The sequence below is a fragment of the Cereibacter johrii genome (genome assembly GCF_001720585.1).
Lineage (GTDB): Bacteria > Pseudomonadota > Alphaproteobacteria > Rhodobacterales > Rhodobacteraceae > Cereibacter_A > Cereibacter_A johrii.
The window spans coordinates 1-17,604 of sequence record NZ_MABH01000140.1 but is presented as its reverse complement, the minus strand read 5'-3'; the positions used below and the strand labels follow the sequence as shown (position 1 = coordinate 17,604).

Genomic DNA, 17,604 nt, shown 5'->3' with positions numbered 1-17,604 from the left:
TCTCAGCCCTCGTTCAGCCGGTCGAGCCGGGCGCGGACCGACAGGCCGTGCGCCTCGAGGCTCTCCGAGATGGCCAGCCGCTCGGCGGCGGGGCCCATGGCGCGCAGCGCCGCGGGCGTCATCCGGGCCAGCGTGGTGCGCTTGAGGAAATCCATCACCGACAGCCCGCTCGAGAAGCGCGCCGAGCGGGCGGTGGGCAGCACATGGTTCGGCCCGCCCACATAGTCGCCGATCGCCTCGGGCGTCCAGGCGCCGAGAAAGATCGCCCCCGCATGACGGATCCTCGCGGCCAGCGCCTCGGGATCGGCCACGCACAGTTCGAGATGCTCGGGCGCCACCCGGTCCGACAGCGCCGCCGCCTCGTCCAGATCGCGCGTCACGATCACCGCCCCGTAGTCGCGCCACGAGGCGCCCGCGATCGCCCGCCGCTCGAGCGTCTCGAGCCGCGCCTCGACCGCCCGCACCACCGCCCGGCCGAGCTCCTCGTCGGGCGTGACGAGGATCGACTGGGCGCTCTCGTCATGCTCGGCCTGGCTCAGCAGGTCGAGCGCGATCCAGTCGGGATCGACCGCGCCTTCCGCGATCACGAGGATCTCGGAGGGGCCCGCGATCATGTCGATCCCCACCCGGCCGAAGACCCGCCGCTTGGCCGCCGCCACATAGGCATTGCCGGGGCCGGTGATCTTGTCGACCGGCCGGATCGTCTCGGTGCCATGGGCCAGCGCCGCCACCGCCTGCGCGCCGCCGATCCGGTAGACGGCATCCACGCCCGCCAGCCGCGCGGCCAGCAGCACCAGCGGATTGACCACCCCGCCGGGCGTCGGACAGGCCACGACCAGCCGCTCCACCCCCGCGACCTTGGCGGGGATCGCATTCATCAGCACCGAGGAAGGATAGGAAGCGAGCCCCCCCGGCACATAGAGCCCGGCCGAGGCGATGGGCCCCCAGCGCCAGCCGAGCTCGGCGCCGGCCGCATCGGTCCAGCGCGCATCCTCCGGCATCTGGCGCGCGTGATAGGCCCGGATCCGCTCGGCCGCGAGTTCCAGCGCGGCACGGTCCTCGGCAGACACCTTCGCGATCTCCGCCTCGATCTCCGCCTCCGAGAAGGCGAGCCGTTCGGGCGTCAGCTCCAGCCGGTCGAACCGCGCGGTCAGCTCGATCACGGCCGCATCCCCGCGCGCCCGCACATCGGCGATGATCCCGGCCACGACCGCATCGACATCGGGGCTGTCCTCGCGCTTCATGCCGAGCAGCGCGGTGAAATCCGCCTCGAAGCCGGACCGACGAGTGTCGAGAAACTGGGGCATGACGGACCTCCTTGCGTGCGCCTCCCTTAGCGCGCATCCCCCCTCGTCTCAAGCGCCGCCCTGCCCCCGCGGAGTGACACTTTCGCACGAGACGGCGCGGGCCCGACCGCCGCGCCCGCCCCCTCTTTCACTCTGTCCAAATATCCTCGGGGGGAGGGACCGGCCCTAGGGCCGGGCCCCGGGGGGCAGACAGCCCCCCGCCTTTTCGTCCCGCAGCCCCTGGGCCCGTCAGTCGCGATGGTCGGGCACCCGTCCCGAAGGCGCCGCATATGGCCGCGTCACGTCGCGCAGCACCACCTCCAGCGCCTCGACCTCGAGCGCCACCGCCCCGTCGCCCGCCAGCACCAGAAGGATCCGCCCGCCCCCGTCGGCCCCGGGCTCGAACTCGACCGACAGGAGCGACAGGACGAGATCCGCATCCGACCGGTCGAACCCCTGCGTCCGCACCGACAGCACCCCATCGATGGCCAGCACCGACTGCACCCGCTCGTAGGGCCGCCGGTCGCGCTCGGCCGCCTCGCGGTCCTCCCAGCGGAACCGGTTCAGCAGCAGCGCGAACCGCCGCTTGCGCGGCAGCCAGCGCATCTCGCCCGCAGGCAGGACCGCATCCTGCACCAAGGCCGAGATCACCCCCAGATCCTCGGGCGTCTCCGCGCCGAGATAGAGCGGCGCCTCCCCTCCGGCGTCTTCGAACCGCGCATCCGCCATCAGCCGGGGATCCTCCTGATCTGCGCGCCGCAGGCGCTCAGCTTCTCTTCCACCCTCTCATAGCCGCGGTCGAGGTGATAGACCCGGCTCACGATGGTCTCGCCCTCGGCGGCAAGCCCGGCGAGGATCAGGCTCACCGAAGCGCGCAGGTCGGTGGCCATCACCGGCGCCCCGCGCAGCTTCTCGACCCCCGTCACCGTGGCCGTGCCGCCGTGCACCTCGATCCGGGCCCCCATCCGGGTCAGTTCCGGCGCATGCATGAAGCGGTTCTCGAAGATCCTCTCCTCGAGCACCGAGGTGCCCTCGGCGGTGCAGAGAAGCGCCATCATCTGCGCCTGCAGATCGGTGGGGAAGCCCGGGAAGGGCTCGGTCATCACATCGACGGCCTTCACCCGGCCGTTCCTGCGCGCCACGCGCAGCCCGCGTTCGGTCTCCTCGACCGAGATGCCGGCCGCGTCGAGCTTCTCGCAGAAGGCGCCGACCAGCTCGATCCGCCCGCCCAGAAGCTCGACCTCGCCGCCGCAGATCGCGGGCGCGAGCATGTAGGTGCCGAGCTCGATCCGGTCGGTGACGACGGGGTGCGTGGCCCCTCCCAGCCGGTCCACGCCCTCGATGGTGATGGTCGAGGAGCCCTCGCCCTCGATCCGGGCCCCCATCCGCCGCAGGCAGCGGGCAAGATCGACGATCTCGGGCTCGCGCGCCGCATTCTCGAGCACGGTCGTGCCCTTGGCGAGGGTCGCGGCCATCAGCGCATTCTCGGTCGCGCCCACCGAGACGAGGGGGAAGACCACCCGCGCCCCCTTCAGCCCGCCCGCCGGGGCCTTGGCGTGGATATAGCCGTCGCGCAGGTCGAGCTCGGCCCCCATCGCCTCGAGCGCCTTCAGATGGAGATCCACGGGCCGCGCGCCGATGGCGCAGCCGCCGGGCAGCGACACCACCGCATGGCCGTCGCGCGCCAGCATCGGCCCCAGCACGAGGATCGAGGCGCGCATCTTCCGCACGATGTCGTAATCCGCCCGATGGTCGGTCAGCGCGTGCGAGGAGAGCGCCAGCACCTGCCCGCCCTGCAGGCTCGCCACCTCCGCCCCGAGCGACTGCAGAAGCTGCGTCATCGTGCGGATGTCCGACAGCCTCGGCGCATTGGTCAGCGTCAGCGGCTCGTCCGACAGGAGCGTGGCCGGCATCAGCGCCAGACAGGCATTCTTCGCCCCCGCGATCGGGATCTGCCCGCGCAGCTCGCCATTGCCCTTCACCAGAATCGAATCCATCCGCCCGCCCTCATTCCGGCGCGTCCCCGGGCCCCGCCTCGCGGGCCGCGCGCGCCTTCGCCTGTGCCTTCCGCCGGGCCATATTGGCCTTCAGCGCCGCCTTCAACCGGTCTTCGCGGCTCTCTGCCGCAGGTCCCCTGGGCCCCGGCGGAGCCTTGCCGCCTTCCGCGTCCTTCGACGCCTGATCCTTTGCCTTTCCGCTCATGGCACCTTTCGTAGCGCAGCGGCAAAAAAGCGTCCAGTTGACCCTTGCACGGCGATCCGATTGCGTCTAATCCCCCGCCACGCCCGAAGGCGGCACCCGACGCCGCGGCACCGGCGCTGCAGTAGCTCAGTGGTAGAGCACTCCCTTGGTAAGGGAGAGGTCGAGAGTTCAATCCTCTCCTGCAGCACCATCCTTCCCCATGAATTCCAGACAGATTATCCCGGGCGCGCCGGTCTTCTCTCTCTGCAGAGGACTGCTCCGGCGCCCGGACAGAGGCCGGGTGCTTCTCTGCCGGCGATGCCTCTGCGCCGTCGCGGCGCGCCACGAGGAGACGGCGCCGACGACCCTGAGCTTTGCCGGCCCTTGGGGACGAAGGCGCAGGAGCCCGCGGCCTCGCGATCCTCGGGAGGCAGGCCGATCGGTCAGTCCGGGGTTACGGTCCCGCTCACCCGGACGCCCGAGGCGCGGCGGGGCCGGCAGCCTCGGGTCTGTCCTGCCCCCCGGGCTGCGGAAGGCCCCTGCCCGCCGTGCGGAGCAGGGGCCGGTCGCCGCTAGAACATCAGGCTCGGCAGGCCGGTCACAAGCACGGGCCATTCGATGAGGATCGCGAGCAGCACCAGATCGACGGCGATGAACCAGCCCACGCCCTTGAAGATCGTCGTGAGCGACACCCGGTCTCCGAGCGCGCCCTTGATGATATAGACGTTGAGCCCGACCGGCGGGGTCAGCAGGCCGATCTCGAGCAGCTTCACGAGGATGATGCCGAAGAAGATCAGATCGAGCCCCGCCTCGCGCGCCATGGGCAGGATGATCGGCATGGTCAGAAGCAGGATCCCCATGGAATCGAGGAACATGCCGAGGAAGATGTAGAGAAGGCTCACGGCAAGGAGCACCATGAGTTCGGTGGTGCCGAACTCGACCAGAAGCGAGGCTGCATAGGCCGGCACCCCCGAGATCGCCATGAACTTGCCGAGCAGCGAGGTGCCGATGATGACGAGGAAGATCGAGGCGGTCGACATCAGCGTGGCCTCGGTCGCCCGCTTCATGACGGCGAAGTCGATCTTCCCGCGCACGAGGCCCAGCAGGATCGCCAGCGCCGCGCCGATGGCCCCGGCCGCGGTCGGGGTGAAGAAGCCCATGAAGATCCCGCAGAGCACGCCGAGGATGATGACCGGCAGCGGCCAGGTCTCCTGAAAGGCCGCGAACTTCTCGGCGCGGGTGAAGCGGTCCTCGATCTTCGGCGCAAGGCGCGGGTTCAGAAGGCAGCGCACCACGATCATGATCGAGAAGGCGAGAGCGGTGAGGATGCCCGGAACGATCCCCGCCGCGAAGAGCTGGGCGATCGAGACCTCGGCCAGATAGCCGTAGAGCACCATCAGGATCGAAGGCGGGATCAGCGCACCGAGCGTCCCCGCGGCCGCGATCACGCCCGTGGCGAGGCCCGGGTGATAGCCGTAGCGCAGCATCTCGGGCGTGGCGATGCGCGCGAAGGCCGAGGCGGTCGCGACCGACGACCCCGAGGCGGCGGCCAGCACGGCATTGGCCCCCACGCTCGAGACCGCAAGCCCGCCCGGCAGCCAGGACAGAAGGATCCGCATGGCGCGGAAGAGCCCGCTCGAGAGCCCCGCCTCGGAGGCCACGAACCCCATCAGGAGGAACATGGGGATCGCGGTCAGATTCCAGTCGCCCACGAAGTTGAACGGAATCGCGGTGACGATGCCCCAGGCGGCCCGCCAGCTGAGCAGGATGCCGATGCCCACGAAGGAGACGAGACCCAGCGCCACGCCGATCTGGACCCGGAGGGCGAGGAGGATCAGGCCGATGCCGATCCCGGTGAAGCCTATGGCGACGTTGCTCATGGTTCGCGCTCACACATGGGTTTCGGTGGTTTCGGGGGCGAAGCTCGAGAGCGGCGCGGTGAAGGACCTCAGGAAATGGCGCAGGCAGACGAGGGTGATCGCGCCGAAGCCCACGGGCAGGATGAATTTGGCCGGCCAGACGAGGACATAGACGGCCGCCATCATCAGCTCGTTCTTGCGCCACGAGGCCACCGCGTCGATCCAGGTCTGCCGCGCGAGGATGGCGAAGAAGATCGCGCAGATCAGATAGCCGAAGGCCAGCGAGGCGCGCTGCGCCCAGGGCGGCATCATCAGATAGAAGAGGTCCACCTGAATGTTCTCGTGCTTCCATTCCACCATGGCGATGGGCAGGAAGACCACGAGCACCATGTGATAGACCGAGATGATCTCGAGGTTTCCCGCGATGGGTTTTCCGAAGAAATTGTCCGCGATCACGTCCACCACGGTCTGGACCATCATCAGGATCAGCCCGACGCTGGCCACCAGCATCAGGAGGCGCGACATACGATAGAGGAGTCTTTCGATCATCGTGGCGTTCCCCGCGCAGGGGGCGCCGCAGCGGAAGCTCCGATGCGGCGCCCGATCCTCATCTGCCGTAGCTGGCGAGGTCGATGCCGGAATAGAGATCCTCGCGCATCACCTTGCGCAGGGCCTCGGCATCGTCGCGCGGAATGTCGGCCAGACGCTCGTCCCACTTGGCGTAGGTCGCCATGAAGCGGTCGGCCAGCGCCTTCGGCTCGGCCACGCCCCGCTGGGTGCCCGTCTCCTCGATCAGCCGGTCCATGTTCTCGGCCACGAACGTGTCGAGCGCGTTCGACAGTTCGGGCGCGGGATCGAGCACGGTCACGCCATGGGCCTCCGCCTCGGAGAGCGCATCGTCGACCGCCGCCTGGAAGGCCAGCGACACATCGACCGTATTGCCAGCCACCGCATCCATCAGAAGCGCGCGATGCTCGTCGCTGAGCCCGTTCCAGGTGTCGGCGTCGATCGCATATTGCCAGCCCGCATAGTAGGGACCCACCGGCAGACGGGTCGCGAATTTCGCCACATCCCAGAGCGAGCGCGACTTCAGATCGTTCAGAGAGTTGATCGCGCAGTCGAGCTGGCCCTTCTCCAGCCCCGAGAACATGTCGGCCGACGGCACATTGACCGAGGCCGCCCCCACAGAATTGGCGAAGGCAGTGTGGATGGTCGAGGGCATCCGCAGCTTGGCGCCCTTGATCTGCTCGAGCGTGGTGATCTCGCGCGTGCACATCATCTCGTAGAGCGGCGAGGACATGGCGCCGAGGAACACGATGCCGTGCCGGTCGAACATGGCCTTCATCTCGGGGTCCGAGGTGTAGAAGTCGTTCACCGCGAAAAGGGCGGTGATCGGATCCTTCAGCCCGATGGCGAGCGTGGCGATGACATTGTCCTCGGGCAGGTCCGAAGGGGTGTAGGTGCCCGCATGATAGGTCATCTGCACCAGCCCGTCGGTCAGGCCGGAGAGGTGGGCCACCGGCGGCAGGAGCGCCGTGCCGGTATAGAGCTTCATCGTCAGGCTGCCGTCCGACCGCTCCTCGAGCTCCCTGGCCAGCGGCACATAGCCGTCGCGCGTGAGCGGATGGGTGTCGGGGAACCAGATGCTCGCGGTGATCTCCTCCGCGAGGATCGGTGTGGCGGCCAGAAGGCCGAGCAGGCTCGCGCCGGCAAGAGCGGTCAGTCTCTTCATCTCTCGTGCTCCTTGTTGGCTGGGGGTCTTGCCCGTTGACCGGGCGATCTTGTCGGTGTCCCGCCGCCCGGGGGCGGCGGGAAGGTCACTCGGGGGTGAGGATGCTCCAGAACTTGCGGACGGGCACGGTCGAGCGCCATCCCGCGGTGGTGCCCTCGGGCATCAGGAAGACGGCGCCCGGCCCGAAGGTCCGCTCGTGCCCCGCCGCGTCGAAGACGGTGACGGCCCCGTCATGGAGCTGCATCAGCTCGTAATAGCCGTAGCGCACCGGCCGGCGCTCGAAGGGGGTGGCGCTCCAGAGCCCCGCCGACCAGCTGCCGTCCCCGCTCGCCGCCAATGTCCGCTTGGTGCAGGAGGGCACCGGGCCCAGCAGCAGATCCGCCGCGGGCGGCGCCGAGGGTTCCTGAGGCGCCTCCCGGTCGATCCGGGCTATGGCGGGCGTGAAAGTGGCCGAGGCCCCGCCTGCCCGGCCGTTGACGATCCAGCGCGCGCCCGGGCCCGCCGTCCAGTCGAACCGCACGCCCGGCGCGATCAGCGCGATATCGCCCGCGGCAAGACTCACCTCGAGGCCCCTGCCCCGCAGCCCGAGCGTGCCCTCGAGGAGGAGGACGACGAGGTGCCATCCGCCGCTCTCGTGGGTGCCGGCCGTCTCCGCGCCCGAGGCGCGCCAGAAGCCCCAGCCCGTGTGATGGCTCACGGCGAGCCGCTGGCCGAGGAAGCCCGCGCCGGTCTCTCCGGCTGCGGGCACCTCGCGAAGGTCGAAAACGGTGAGGCCCGTCGCGGCCGGCGGCACAAGAGTCGCGTCGGTCATGAGGCAAATCCCATCCTGTCCTTCAGCCAGTACCAGCGGATCCCGGCATTCATCACCGGCTCGCGCAGCCGGTGCCAGGCGAGCGGCCTGAGCGGCGTTACCGGAAAGACCGGCTCCTCGCCCAAGGCGAGATGGTTCGCCACCATCCGCCCGAGCGCGGTCGCGAGCGCGATACCGCGGCCGTTGTAGCCCAGCAGCACCTGCAGCCCCGGCTCGGGCGCGTGCAGATGCGGCAGCCCGTCCAGGGTCAGCGCCAGCTGCCCCGACCAGCGCTGCGCGATCCCGAAGCGCGCGGCCTCGGGGAAGATCCGCGCGAGCCCCGCCTCGAGGGCGGCCATCAGGCGACCGTCCTCCATCGGCCCCACCGCCCCGCGACCGCCGAGAACCAGCCGCCCGTCGTCGGACTGGCGCATGTAGAAGGCGAGCTTGCGGGTCTCGGACAGGACCACGCCCCCCGGCATCAGCCGGGCGCGCAGGTCTTCGGGCAGGGGCGCGGTGGCGACCAGCATGCTCTGCACGGGCAGGATGCTCTGGGCGAGACCGGGGAGAAGCCCTTCCCCATAGGCGTTGGTCGCGATGAGCACCCGCCTCGCGCGCACGAGCCCCTCGGGCGTGCGGATCTCCCATCCCGCGCCCTTGCGGGTGAGGGAGAGTGCGGGGCTCTCCTCATGGAGATGTGCGCCCGCGGCAATGGCCGCGCGCCCGAGGCCCCGCGCATAGGCCAGCGGATTGAGCCCGCCCGCGCGCGGATCGTGCCAGCCGCCGTGATAGAGGCTGGTGCCGGTGCGCGCGGCGATCTCGTCGCGCGAGAGGATCGAGACGCCGACCCCCCGCTCCTGCCACTGGCGGGCCCGGTTCAGAACCGCCGGCAGCGCGCGCTCGGAATGGGCGGCCTGGATCCAGCCCGCGCGCCGCGGGGCGCAGCGGATCCGGTGGCGCTCGATCAGATCGAAGACCGTATCGGCCGCCCCGCCCACGAGGTCGATCAGCGCCCGGCCCCGGTCGGGCCCGAACTTCTGCAAAAGGGCCTCGGGGTCGTATTTCAGCCCCGGAATGACCTGCCCGCCGTTGCGCCCCGAAGCGCCGAAGCCCACATGCCGGGCCTCGAGCACGAGCGGCGCAAGCCCCGCCTCGGCCAGATGCAGCGCGGCGGCGAGGCCGGTGAAGCCGCCGCCCACGATGGCCACATCCGTGTCCGTCGTCCCGCGCAGCGGCGGCCCGGCGAGCGCGGGCTCGTCGCTCGCGCCCCACCAGAGCGCCCGATCGTAGCTGTCGGCGCTGCGCCCCATCTCAGGCCCCGCCCCGGCCGGCGAATTGCGGATAGATCCGGCGCGCGGTCTCCTCGCTCAGCATCCCGTTCGCGATGTCGGTCTCGATCTCGGCCAGCGCCCGGTCGGCGGGCGCGCCATAGCCCGCGCCGCCGCCCAGCCGGAAGACCACGAGATCGCCCTTCTGCAGGTCGCGCATGTCCTTGGAGCCCAAGCGGATGATCTCGCCATTGCGGTGGATCTCGCAGGCGCCGCGCGTGCCGGGCGTGCCGCCGAACAGCGGCTGCGGCTCGCTCCGGAACCGGTCGGAATAGAGCGCGACCGTCGCATTGTCCTCCAGGATGCGGAAGGCCTTCTGGAAGCCCGCGCCGCCGCGGTGTGCGCCGTGGCCGTAGGCCTCGGGCTCCAGCGCATAGCGCTCGACCCGGAAGAAGGAATAGTCCTGATCGATGGCCTCGACCGGCGTGTTGGCGCAGTTGGCCATCGGCATGTCGATGGCGTCGCAGCCGTTGGCGCTCGACGAGGCGCCGTAGCCGCCGCCGTAGATCTCGAGATAGACCGAGAAGCCGGTCGGCCCGAGCCACGACAGGCAGCCCGAGGTGGTGGTGTCGAAGCCGCTGGCGATCACCTGATCGGGGACAGCCTGCGCCAGCGCCTTCATCGTCGCATTGTAGGCGCGGTAGCAGATGTTCATCCGCGCCCGCACCGGGGCGGGATAGTGCGGGTTCAGGATGGTGCCCTTGGGCACCTTGACAGAGATCGCGCGGCTCACGCCCGCGTTGAAGGGAATGTCGGGCGAGGTCAGGACGCTCTTCACGCAGGAAACGGTGGCCGACATGGTGGCGGCGAGCGGCGCGTTCAGCAGCGTGCGGACCTGCGCGTCGGTGCCCTCGTAATCCACCTCGATCCGGTCGCCCGCGATGGTCACCTTGGCGCGCACCCGGACCGGCTCCGAGCCGATCCCGTCGTCGTCGATGAAATCCTCGCCGTGGTAGACGCCGTCGGGGGCGGCCGCGATGCCCGCGCGGAAGCGGCGCTCCGAATAGTTCTGGAACTCGGTCATCACCTCCATGACCCTGGCCGCGCCGTATTTGCTGCAGAGCTCGCCCACGCGGCGCGCGCCCACCCGGTTCGAGGCGATCTGGGCATCGCAATCCCCCATGGTCTGCAGCGGCGTCCGGACGTTGGCGCGCAGGAATTTCTCGAGGATGCCGCCGTTCCAGTCGCGGCTGTAGGAGAATTTCGTCGGCGGGATCACGATCCCTTCGGAATGGACGTCCCGCGCATTGGGGCTGAGGCCCGGCGAGCCGCCGCCGATGTCGAGATGGTGGGCCACCGAGGCCGCAAAGCCCACGCGCTGGCCCTCGTGGAAGATCGGGCTGAAGAAGAAGATGTCCTGCAGGTGCTGGCCGCCCGAATAGGGGTCGTTGATGATGAAGAAATCATCCTCGGTCAGGCTGTCGAGATCGTAGGTCTCGGCGCAGGCCTGAAAGACCGAGCCGATGGTGCCGAGCTGCATCGGGATCAGCTCGGCCTGCGCGATGGTGTTGCCGTCGCGGTCCAGAAGCGCGGCCGAGCCGTCGCGGGCCTCGCGCAGGATGGTCGAGAAGGCCGAGCGGATCAGCTTCTCGCCCATCTCGCGGGCGGCGGCGGCCAGCGCCTGGCTGATGACCGCGTAATCGGTGGGATCGAGCGCCATGGATCAGCCCTTCCTGCTCACGATGAAATTGTCGTTCCCGTCGCGGACCGCGGTCCAGCCGGCGGGCACCAGCGTCGTCGTCGAATAGCCCTCGATCAGCGCCGGGCCCTCGACCGGGGCGTCGGGGGCAAGCGAGGGGGCGCTCACCACCAGCACGTCGCGCGGCCCCTCGTTCGTGTGCAGCTGGGCGGTCTGGCGGGCGGGCCGGTCGGGCAGCTCCTTCTCGCTCAAGAGCGGCAGGCTCTCGATGGGCCGGGTCGCCTCGAGGCGGAAGCCCACGATCTCGATGGCCTGACGGGCCGAGGCGCCGTGCAGATAGACCCGGTGGTGGGCCGCGATGAAATCCTCGACCAGCTGCTCGCGGGTCAGCCCTGGCAGCGCCTCGCGGTCGATGTCCACGGCGATCTCGAAGGCCTGACCCACGAAGCGCATGTCGGCAACGAACTTGAAGCTCAAGGCGCCCGCGATGCCATAGTCGCGGAAATCGCCCTCGGCCTCGGCCACCATCTGCGCATAGAGGCCGCGCACCACGTCGGAGGCCGCCGCATCCACCGGCGTGCGGCGGGTGATCGTGTAGATCTTCGAGAAGTCCGAGGCGATCAGCCCGTAGGCCGAGAGAACGCCCGCGTTCGGCGGAACGAGGACACGGTCGAGCCCGAGCTCCTCGGCCACCTCGACCGCCATCAGGGGCCCGGCCCCGCCGAAGGGCACCAGCGCATAGTCGCGCGGATCGTGGCCCTTCTCGGTCGAGATGAGCTGGATCGCCCGCACGATATTGGCCGCCGCCAGCCGCAGCGCCGCATTGGCCGCCTGCGGAACACTCATGCCCAGACGTTCGGCGAGCGGGGCGAAGGCCGCCTCGGACTTCTCGCGCAGGATCTCCATCGTGCCGCCGAGGAAGGCCTCGGGCCGGATGGTGCCGCGGATCACATGCGCGTCGGTGATGGTGGGCAGCGTTCCGCCGCGGTTGTAGCAGGCCGGCCCCGGCACGGCGCCCGCACTGCGGGGGCCCACGCGCAGCATGCCGCCATCGTCGATCCAGATCAGGCTGCCGCCGCCCGCGCCGATGGTCGCGATGTCGAGGACCGGCGTGCGCACCGGCAGCCCGTCGAGCACCGTGTCGGGCGAGATGCCGGGCCGCCCTTCGGTCACGAGGCAGACGTCGGTCGAGGTGCCGCCCATGTCGAAGGTGATGAGATTGCCCGCGCCCGAGCGCGAGGCCTGCCGCGTGGCGCCGACCACGCCCGCCGCGGGCCCCGAGAAGAGCGCCGAGATCGCATTGCGCCGCATCCCCGTGACGGGCAGGCGCCCGCCGTTCGACTGCATGACGGACAGCCGCTGGCCGAAGCCGCGCTCGGACAGTTTCTCTTCGAGGCGCAGAAGATAGGCGTCGATCACCGGCTGCACATAGGCGGCCAGCGTCGTGGTCGAGGCGCGCTCGAACTCGCGGAATTCGCGGCTGACGTCGGAGGAGCAGGTGACGAAGGCGCCCGGCAGAGCCGCCTCGAGGGCCGCCTGAAGCGCCCGCTCGTGATCGGGATTGGCGTAGGAGGAGAGAAGGCAGATCCCCACCGCCTGATAGTCGCCCGCCCGCAGCCGCGGCACGAGATCGGCCGCGGCAGCCTCCACATCGAGCGGCAGGATCACCTCGCCCGCGGCATCGACCCGCTCGGTCACCTCGAAACAGTCGCGCCGCTCGACGACCGGCACCGGGCGCTGGTAGCGCAGGTCGTAGATGTTCAGCCGGTCATGGCGCTGCAGATGCAGGATGTCGCGGAACCCTTCGGTGGTGATGAAGGCGACCTTCGCCCCCTTCCGCTCGAGCAGCGCGTTGGTCGCGACCGTGGAGCCATGCACGAAATCCCGCGAGCTCTCGAGCGCAAGGCCCGCCCCCTCCACCGCGTTCATCACGCCGATGTCCGGGCTGTGCGGCGTGCTCGGCACCTTCGTCAGCACGATGCGGCCGTCCTCGACCGCCACCAGATCGGTGAAGGTCCCGCCCACTTCCACTCCGACTCGCATCGCCCCTCCCGCTTCGTTGAACATTTTGACCGATTAAATTCATTTTTTTGCCAGTCATCAATGATTATTTTCTTTTTGATGAAGTTTTCCAGATTTACTTTCAGTTTTTCCATGCTTATGCCTTGGAAACTGGCAGTTTCCCGTTGGCGCGGGGGCTCCCGACGATCCCCCGCGCTCTGCGGCGGAGCCTTGGCGGCTGCCGCCGCGTTCGTGTCCGTTCCAAACCGGAGCTTGCGCTCATGAATTCCAACCATCTGATCGGCCAGCGCCTGCGTCAGATCCGGAAGAACCTCGCCCTCTCGCTGTCCGGCCTGTCGGAACGGTCGGGCGTCTCCGTGGGGACGCTCAGCCAGCTCGAGCGCGGCCTGGGCCGGCCCTCGCTGCGCACGATCGAGCGGATCTCGCAGGCCCTGGGCGTGCCGCCCTTCTGGCTGCTCGAGATGCCCGACCAGCACAACCCCGAGCACGACCAGATGATCGTCCGCTCAGGACAGGGCGTGCAGCTGACGGTGACCGAGCCCGGCATGACGAAGACGCTGGTCACGCCGCGCAGCTTCGATGCCATGCAGCTCATGACCGTGGTGATGGAGCCCGGCAGCAAGTCCGGCGCGGGCTTCTATCGGCACGAGGGGATCGATGTGGGCTACATCCTGTCGGGCTCGCTCAATCTCGAGGTCGACGGGCGCACCCATGTGCTCTCGGCGGGCGACTGCTTCGCCTTCGACAGCCAGCTGCCGCACCGTTTCGAGAATCGCGGCGGCAGCCGCGCCGAGGTTCTCTGGATCAACACCAAGTCCCGCCTGAACGGCCTGCCGCCGCTGGAGCCTGCGGCCGCCGAGCCGAGCCCCGACCCTGCCGCCTCCGGCGAGCTCTAGAGCGCGATGGCGCAGGCCCGCCGCACCGTCCGCCCTCTGGATGCCGCGGGGCTCGCGATCATGCTGGGCCTGTGCCTTGTCTGGGGGTTCCAGCAGGTTGCGATGAAGGCGATGGCGGGCGCGGCCGACCCTCTGCTGCAGGTGGCCGTCCGCTCCAGCGGGGCGGCGGTGCTGGTCTGGGCCTACAGCCGCTTCTGGCGCCGCGACCGCTGGCTTGCCGGCCTGACCTGGCGCGAGGGGCTGCTGGTGGGCGCCCTCTTCGGCGTCGAATATCTCTTCGTGGGCATCGGGCTGCGCCATGTCGGCTCGGGCCTCATGTCGATCCTGCTCTATACCGCGCCGCTCTTCGTGGCCGTGTCGCTGCATCTCACGCTGCGCGAAGAGCGGCTGACGGGGCGGCAGTGGACAGGCTGCCTGGTCAGCTTCGCGGGGGTGGTGGTGATCTTCCTGCGCCCGGGCGAGGCGCTGCGCGGCGAGGAGGGCGCGGCGCTTCTTCTCGCGGGCTCGCTCTGCGCGCTGCTGGCGGGCTTCTGCTGGGGGATGACCACCGTCGCCGTCCGGCTCACCCGGCTGTCCGGCGCGCCCTTCGCCCAGACCCTGTTCTATCAGCTTCTGGGCGGCGCGCTCTGCGCCTGGCCCGTGGTGCTGGCAGAGGGCCGGACCGGCTGGGAGGGAGGCCTCGATCTCTGGCTTCTGACCTTCTATCAGACGGTGATCGTCTGTTTCGCGAGTTATCTGGTCTGGTTCTGGCTGCTCCAGCGCTATCTCGCCTCGCGGCTCGGCGCCATGTCGCTCCTCTCGCCGGTCTTCGCCGCGGCCCTCGGCGCGGCGCTTCTCCGCGAGCCGCTGACGCCGGGCTTCCTGCTGGCCACCGCGCTGATCGTGGCGGGGCTGGTGACGGTGATGCTGCACGACCGTCGCGAGCGCCCCCGCCTGCTGCCGCCGCGCTAGCGGGTCATCGGGGGAACGGTCTCCGCACCGGAGAGCATGACAAGGGCAGTCGCCGCCCGCCGTGGCCCCGGAGGGCCTTGGGTCTGCCCGTCGAAGCGCGCCGCGGATCGGGTGCCGCGGGCGGAGAGCCCGCGCGGCGGGGAGCGGCCCCGGACGAAAGGATCCGATGCCGCCTGCGGCGATCCGCCGTCTGCGCGACTCTCTTGGGGCCGTGCGATCCCGTTCGACGTGAGACAGTGACGGCTTGCAGGTAACCCCGCCGGCGCCGCCCTCGGGGGCGCGAGCGTCTGGCGGCGCGCCCCGAGGGGCGTGAGAGCGGGGTGGCCGGTCCCGGTGCGGACCCGCCACCCTGCACGGGCCCGCGCGGATCCCTTCGCGTCTGCCCCCTGCCCTCGTCGGACATCCGAGGCGGCTTTCCCGGTGCCGGCCGAGACGTCGGGGCGGCTCGACCTTCAGGAAGGTCTGGCAATTCCCTCGCCTTCCGGCAACTGTGGGCCGCGGGTCGGAAAGGGTTCGGAGTGTCTTGGTTGGGATCGTCCGCGAGAGATGACGGCGGCACCGGCGCGCCATTGTGGCTGGGCTGGCCGCTCGCGGTGGCGGGATATGTGCTGATGGGCCGCCTCGGCCTCGTGACGGCCATGCCGCCCACCGGCACGGTCGTGCTCTGGCCGCCGAACGCGGTGCTTCTCACCGCTCTCCTCTCCACCGCGCCGCGCCACTGGCCTTTCCTCCTTCTCGGAGGCATCGCGGCCGAAGTCGCCGTCACCTGGCACAGCCTGCCGATCGCCTGGGCGGTGGCCTTCGGCGCCGTCAATGCCGCCGAATCCGCCCTCGCGGCCAGTCTCCTCAGGCGCTTCTCCGACGGGCCCGTGCGGCTCGACGGGCTTGCCGCCGTCGTCCGCTTCGTGCTGCTGGCCCCGCTCGCCGCATCCGCCACCGCGGCGCTGGCCGGAGCCGCGCTCATCGCGCTGCGCCATCCCGAGATCGATTACCTCCACTACTGGCAGGTGTTCTGGCTCGGCGACGGGTTGGGACTGCTGATCGTGGGAACGACCCTTCTCGTCTGGCTCGCCCCAAGCGCAGCCCCTCAGGCCCGGATCCGCGGCCGCGGTCTCGAGGGGCTTGTCCTTGCGGCGGGCCTTCTCTTCGTCTCGGTGCTGACGCTGCGCCTCGATGCCGATCTGGGCCGGCTCTACCTGCTCTTCCCGTTCCTCGTCTGGACGGCGCTGCGTTTCGGCATGAAGGGGGCCACGCTCGCCATCCTGTCGATGACCGTCGTCGCGACCTGGGCGATGATGGACGGCCGCGGCCCCTTCGTCGATCTCGCCGGGATCGACCGGGTGGCGGCGATGCAGGCGCTGATCGCGGTGGTGGCGCTGTCCAGCTTCATCCTCGCCGTGGCCGCCGACGAGCGTCGGCGGGGCACCTGGCGGCTTCTCCAGTCGGTGCGCGAGCTGGAACAGGCCCGCTTCGAGCTGGAGCGGGTGAACGCGGACCTCGACGAGATCGTGACCGAGCGCACCCGTGCGCTCCGCAGCACGCTTGCCCGGAACGAGATGCTGTTGCGCGAGGTGCATCACCGGGTGAAGAACAACCTCCAGCTCATCTCGAGCCTCGTGGCGCTGCAGCGGCGCGGGGTGCAGGAGCCCGCGATGCGCGAACGGATGGCGCGGATCCAGGGCCAGATCGGCGCCATTGCCACGACCTACGACCTGCTCCACCAGTTCGGGGCCAGCGAGACGGTGGACTTCGGCCCGTTCGTGCCGGTGCTCTGCGCCGCCATCGAAGGGGCCGAGGGAGGGCGCGCCCGCATCGAGGCCGACCTGCGGGGCAGCGCGCAGGTCTCGGCCGACAGTGCCATCGCCCTCTCGCTCGCCCTGAACGAACTGGTGACGAACGCGCTGAAACATGCAGGCTCCGCGCCCCATATCCGGGTGGCCTGTGCCCGGGAGGGCGATGCGCTCGTGCTGCGGGTCGAGGATGACGGGCCGGGGCTGCCCGAGGGGTTCGAGCTGACAGCGCAGGCGGGGTTCGGCGTGCGCATGGTGGCGGGCCTCATCGGGCAGGCCGGCGGCACGATCAGCACGCCCGCAACCGACCACGGTGCGGCCTTCGAGATCCGGGTGCCGGTGGCCTCCGCCGCCTGAGGCTCAGAGCCCGAGGCGGCGGAGGCCCCGATCCGTCGCGGCGCGCAGGCCGAGCGTCATCGCCGCCAGAACCGCCAGCGCCGCGAACATGAGGTCGGTCTTCATCCGCGCATTGGCGAGCAGCATCAGATGGCCGAGCCCCGCCGAGGATCCCACCCATTCGCCGATCACCGCCCCGATGGGCGCATAGACCGCCGCAATCCGGAGAGCCGCCGCCAGATGGGGCAGCGCATGGGGCAGACGCAGCCACAGGAGCGTCCGCCAGCGCGGCGCCCGCGCGAGCCGCGCCAGATCGAGCGCGGCCTCGGGCGTGGCGCGCAACCCGTCATGCAGGGCCGAGGCCACCGGGAAGAAGGTGATGAGCACCACCACCGCCACCTTCGAGCCCATCCCGTAGCCGAGCCAGAGCGTGAGGATCGGCGCCAACGCAAAGACGGGCACCGCCTGACTGAGGACGAGGAGCGGGCGCAGAAGCCGCTCCACCTGCCTCGACAGCGCCGTCGCCAGCCCCGCGGCCAGCCCGATCAGCAGCCCGAGCCCGAGGCCGAGCAGGATCTCGGCCAGAGTGGCGAGACCGTTCCGGGCGAGCATCGTGCGGTTCTCCGCCAGCGCGCGCAGCACCGCGGCAGGGCCGGGCAGGATATAGGGCGGCGCGCCCGAGAGGCTCACGACCCCCTGCCAGAGCGCCAGCAGCGCGAGGCCCGTGGCCAGCGCCCTCATGCCGCAAGCCGCGCCATCAGCGCCTCGGCTTCGGCGGCAAGCGCGGGCAGCGG

General features: G+C 70.2%; 15 protein-coding genes and 1 tRNA gene. 4 read left to right on the top strand and 12 right to left on the bottom strand.

What is annotated here, in order from left to right:
- Positions 1–2 precede the first annotated feature (2 nt).
- The 4 genes from hisD to A9O63_RS23390 form a co-directional block, all read right to left on the bottom strand.
- Complete coding sequence (hisD, locus tag A9O63_RS12045; protein WP_069332164.1) at positions 3–1,307, bottom strand: histidinol dehydrogenase; 1,305 nt, start codon at positions 1,305–1,307, stop codon at positions 3–5.
- A 228-nt stretch (positions 1,308–1,535) separates the two neighbouring features.
- Complete coding sequence (locus A9O63_RS12040) at positions 1,536–2,015, bottom strand: DUF2948 family protein (RefSeq protein WP_069332163.1); 480 nt, start codon at positions 2,013–2,015, stop codon at positions 1,536–1,538.
- A complete protein-coding gene (gene murA, locus A9O63_RS12035; RefSeq protein ID WP_069332162.1) occupies positions 2,015–3,283 on the bottom strand; it encodes a UDP-N-acetylglucosamine 1-carboxyvinyltransferase in 1,269 nt (422 codons plus the stop codon). The genes A9O63_RS12040 and murA overlap by 1 nt, the downstream gene beginning before the upstream one ends.
- A 10-nt stretch (positions 3,284–3,293) precedes the next feature.
- Positions 3,294–3,488 carry a hypothetical protein gene (locus A9O63_RS23390; RefSeq protein ID WP_069332161.1) on the bottom strand — a complete coding sequence of 65 codons (195 nt, stop codon included), beginning with the start codon at positions 3,486–3,488 and terminating at the stop codon, positions 3,294–3,296.
- Between the two features lie 115 nt (positions 3,489–3,603).
- Here A9O63_RS23390 and A9O63_RS12025 point away from each other — a divergent pair.
- Positions 3,604–3,678, top strand: a tRNA-Thr gene (locus A9O63_RS12025).
- Positions 3,679–4,039: 361 nt separating this feature from the next.
- Here the strand turns inward: A9O63_RS12025 and A9O63_RS12020 are convergent.
- The 7 genes from A9O63_RS12020 to A9O63_RS11990 form a co-directional block, all read right to left on the bottom strand.
- A complete protein-coding gene (locus A9O63_RS12020; RefSeq protein ID WP_069332160.1) occupies positions 4,040–5,347 on the bottom strand; it encodes a TRAP transporter large permease in 1,308 nt (435 codons plus the stop codon).
- A gap of 9 nt (positions 5,348–5,356) precedes the next feature.
- On the bottom strand, positions 5,357–5,875 hold the full coding sequence (locus A9O63_RS12015; protein WP_069332159.1) for a TRAP transporter small permease: 519 nt from the start codon (positions 5,873–5,875) through the stop codon (positions 5,357–5,359).
- 58 nt (positions 5,876–5,933) lie between these two features.
- The gene (locus A9O63_RS12010) at positions 5,934–7,058 is read right to left on the bottom strand and encodes a C4-dicarboxylate TRAP transporter substrate-binding protein (RefSeq protein ID WP_069332158.1); all 1,125 of its coding nucleotides are present in this window, start codon (positions 7,056–7,058) and stop codon (positions 5,934–5,936) included.
- A gap of 85 nt (positions 7,059–7,143) precedes the next feature.
- Positions 7,144–7,869: a cupin domain-containing protein gene (locus tag A9O63_RS12005; protein ID WP_069332157.1), complete on the bottom strand. Its 726-nt coding sequence runs from the start codon at positions 7,867–7,869 to the stop codon at positions 7,144–7,146.
- Positions 7,866–9,158, bottom strand: coding sequence for an NAD(P)/FAD-dependent oxidoreductase (locus A9O63_RS12000; protein WP_069332156.1), 1,293 nt, complete (start codon positions 9,156–9,158; stop codon positions 7,866–7,868). The genes A9O63_RS12005 and A9O63_RS12000 overlap by 4 nt, the downstream gene beginning before the upstream one ends.
- A 1-nt stretch (position 9,159) precedes the next feature.
- Positions 9,160–10,836 carry a hydantoinase B/oxoprolinase family protein gene (locus A9O63_RS11995; protein ID WP_069332155.1) on the bottom strand — a complete coding sequence of 559 codons (1,677 nt, stop codon included), beginning with the start codon at positions 10,834–10,836 and terminating at the stop codon, positions 9,160–9,162.
- Positions 10,837–10,839: 3 nt separating this feature from the next.
- Entirely contained in the window at positions 10,840–12,858 is a 2,019-nt protein-coding gene (locus tag A9O63_RS11990) for a hydantoinase/oxoprolinase family protein (RefSeq protein WP_084295840.1), read from the bottom strand.
- 239 nt (positions 12,859–13,097) lie between these two features.
- Here A9O63_RS11990 and A9O63_RS11985 point away from each other — a divergent pair, with 239 nt between their 5' ends.
- From A9O63_RS11985 to A9O63_RS11975, 3 genes are all read left to right on the top strand, one after another.
- Positions 13,098–13,733, top strand: a complete 636-nt coding sequence (locus A9O63_RS11985; RefSeq protein WP_069332153.1) for a cupin domain-containing protein — start codon at positions 13,098–13,100, stop codon at positions 13,731–13,733.
- 6 nt (positions 13,734–13,739) lie between these two features.
- Complete coding sequence (locus tag A9O63_RS11980) at positions 13,740–14,684, top strand: DMT family transporter (RefSeq protein WP_069332152.1); 945 nt, start codon at positions 13,740–13,742, stop codon at positions 14,682–14,684.
- A gap of 569 nt (positions 14,685–15,253) precedes the next feature.
- On the top strand, positions 15,254–16,831 hold the full coding sequence (locus tag A9O63_RS11975; RefSeq protein ID WP_235836972.1) for a sensor histidine kinase: 1,578 nt from the start codon (positions 15,254–15,256) through the stop codon (positions 16,829–16,831).
- 3 nt (positions 16,832–16,834) lie between these two features.
- Here the strand turns inward: A9O63_RS11975 and A9O63_RS11970 are convergent, their stop codons facing one another.
- On the bottom strand, positions 16,835–17,551 hold the full coding sequence (locus A9O63_RS11970) for an ABC transporter permease (RefSeq protein ID WP_069332150.1): 717 nt from the start codon (positions 17,549–17,551) through the stop codon (positions 16,835–16,837).
- Between the last annotated feature and the right edge of the window lie 53 nt (positions 17,552–17,604).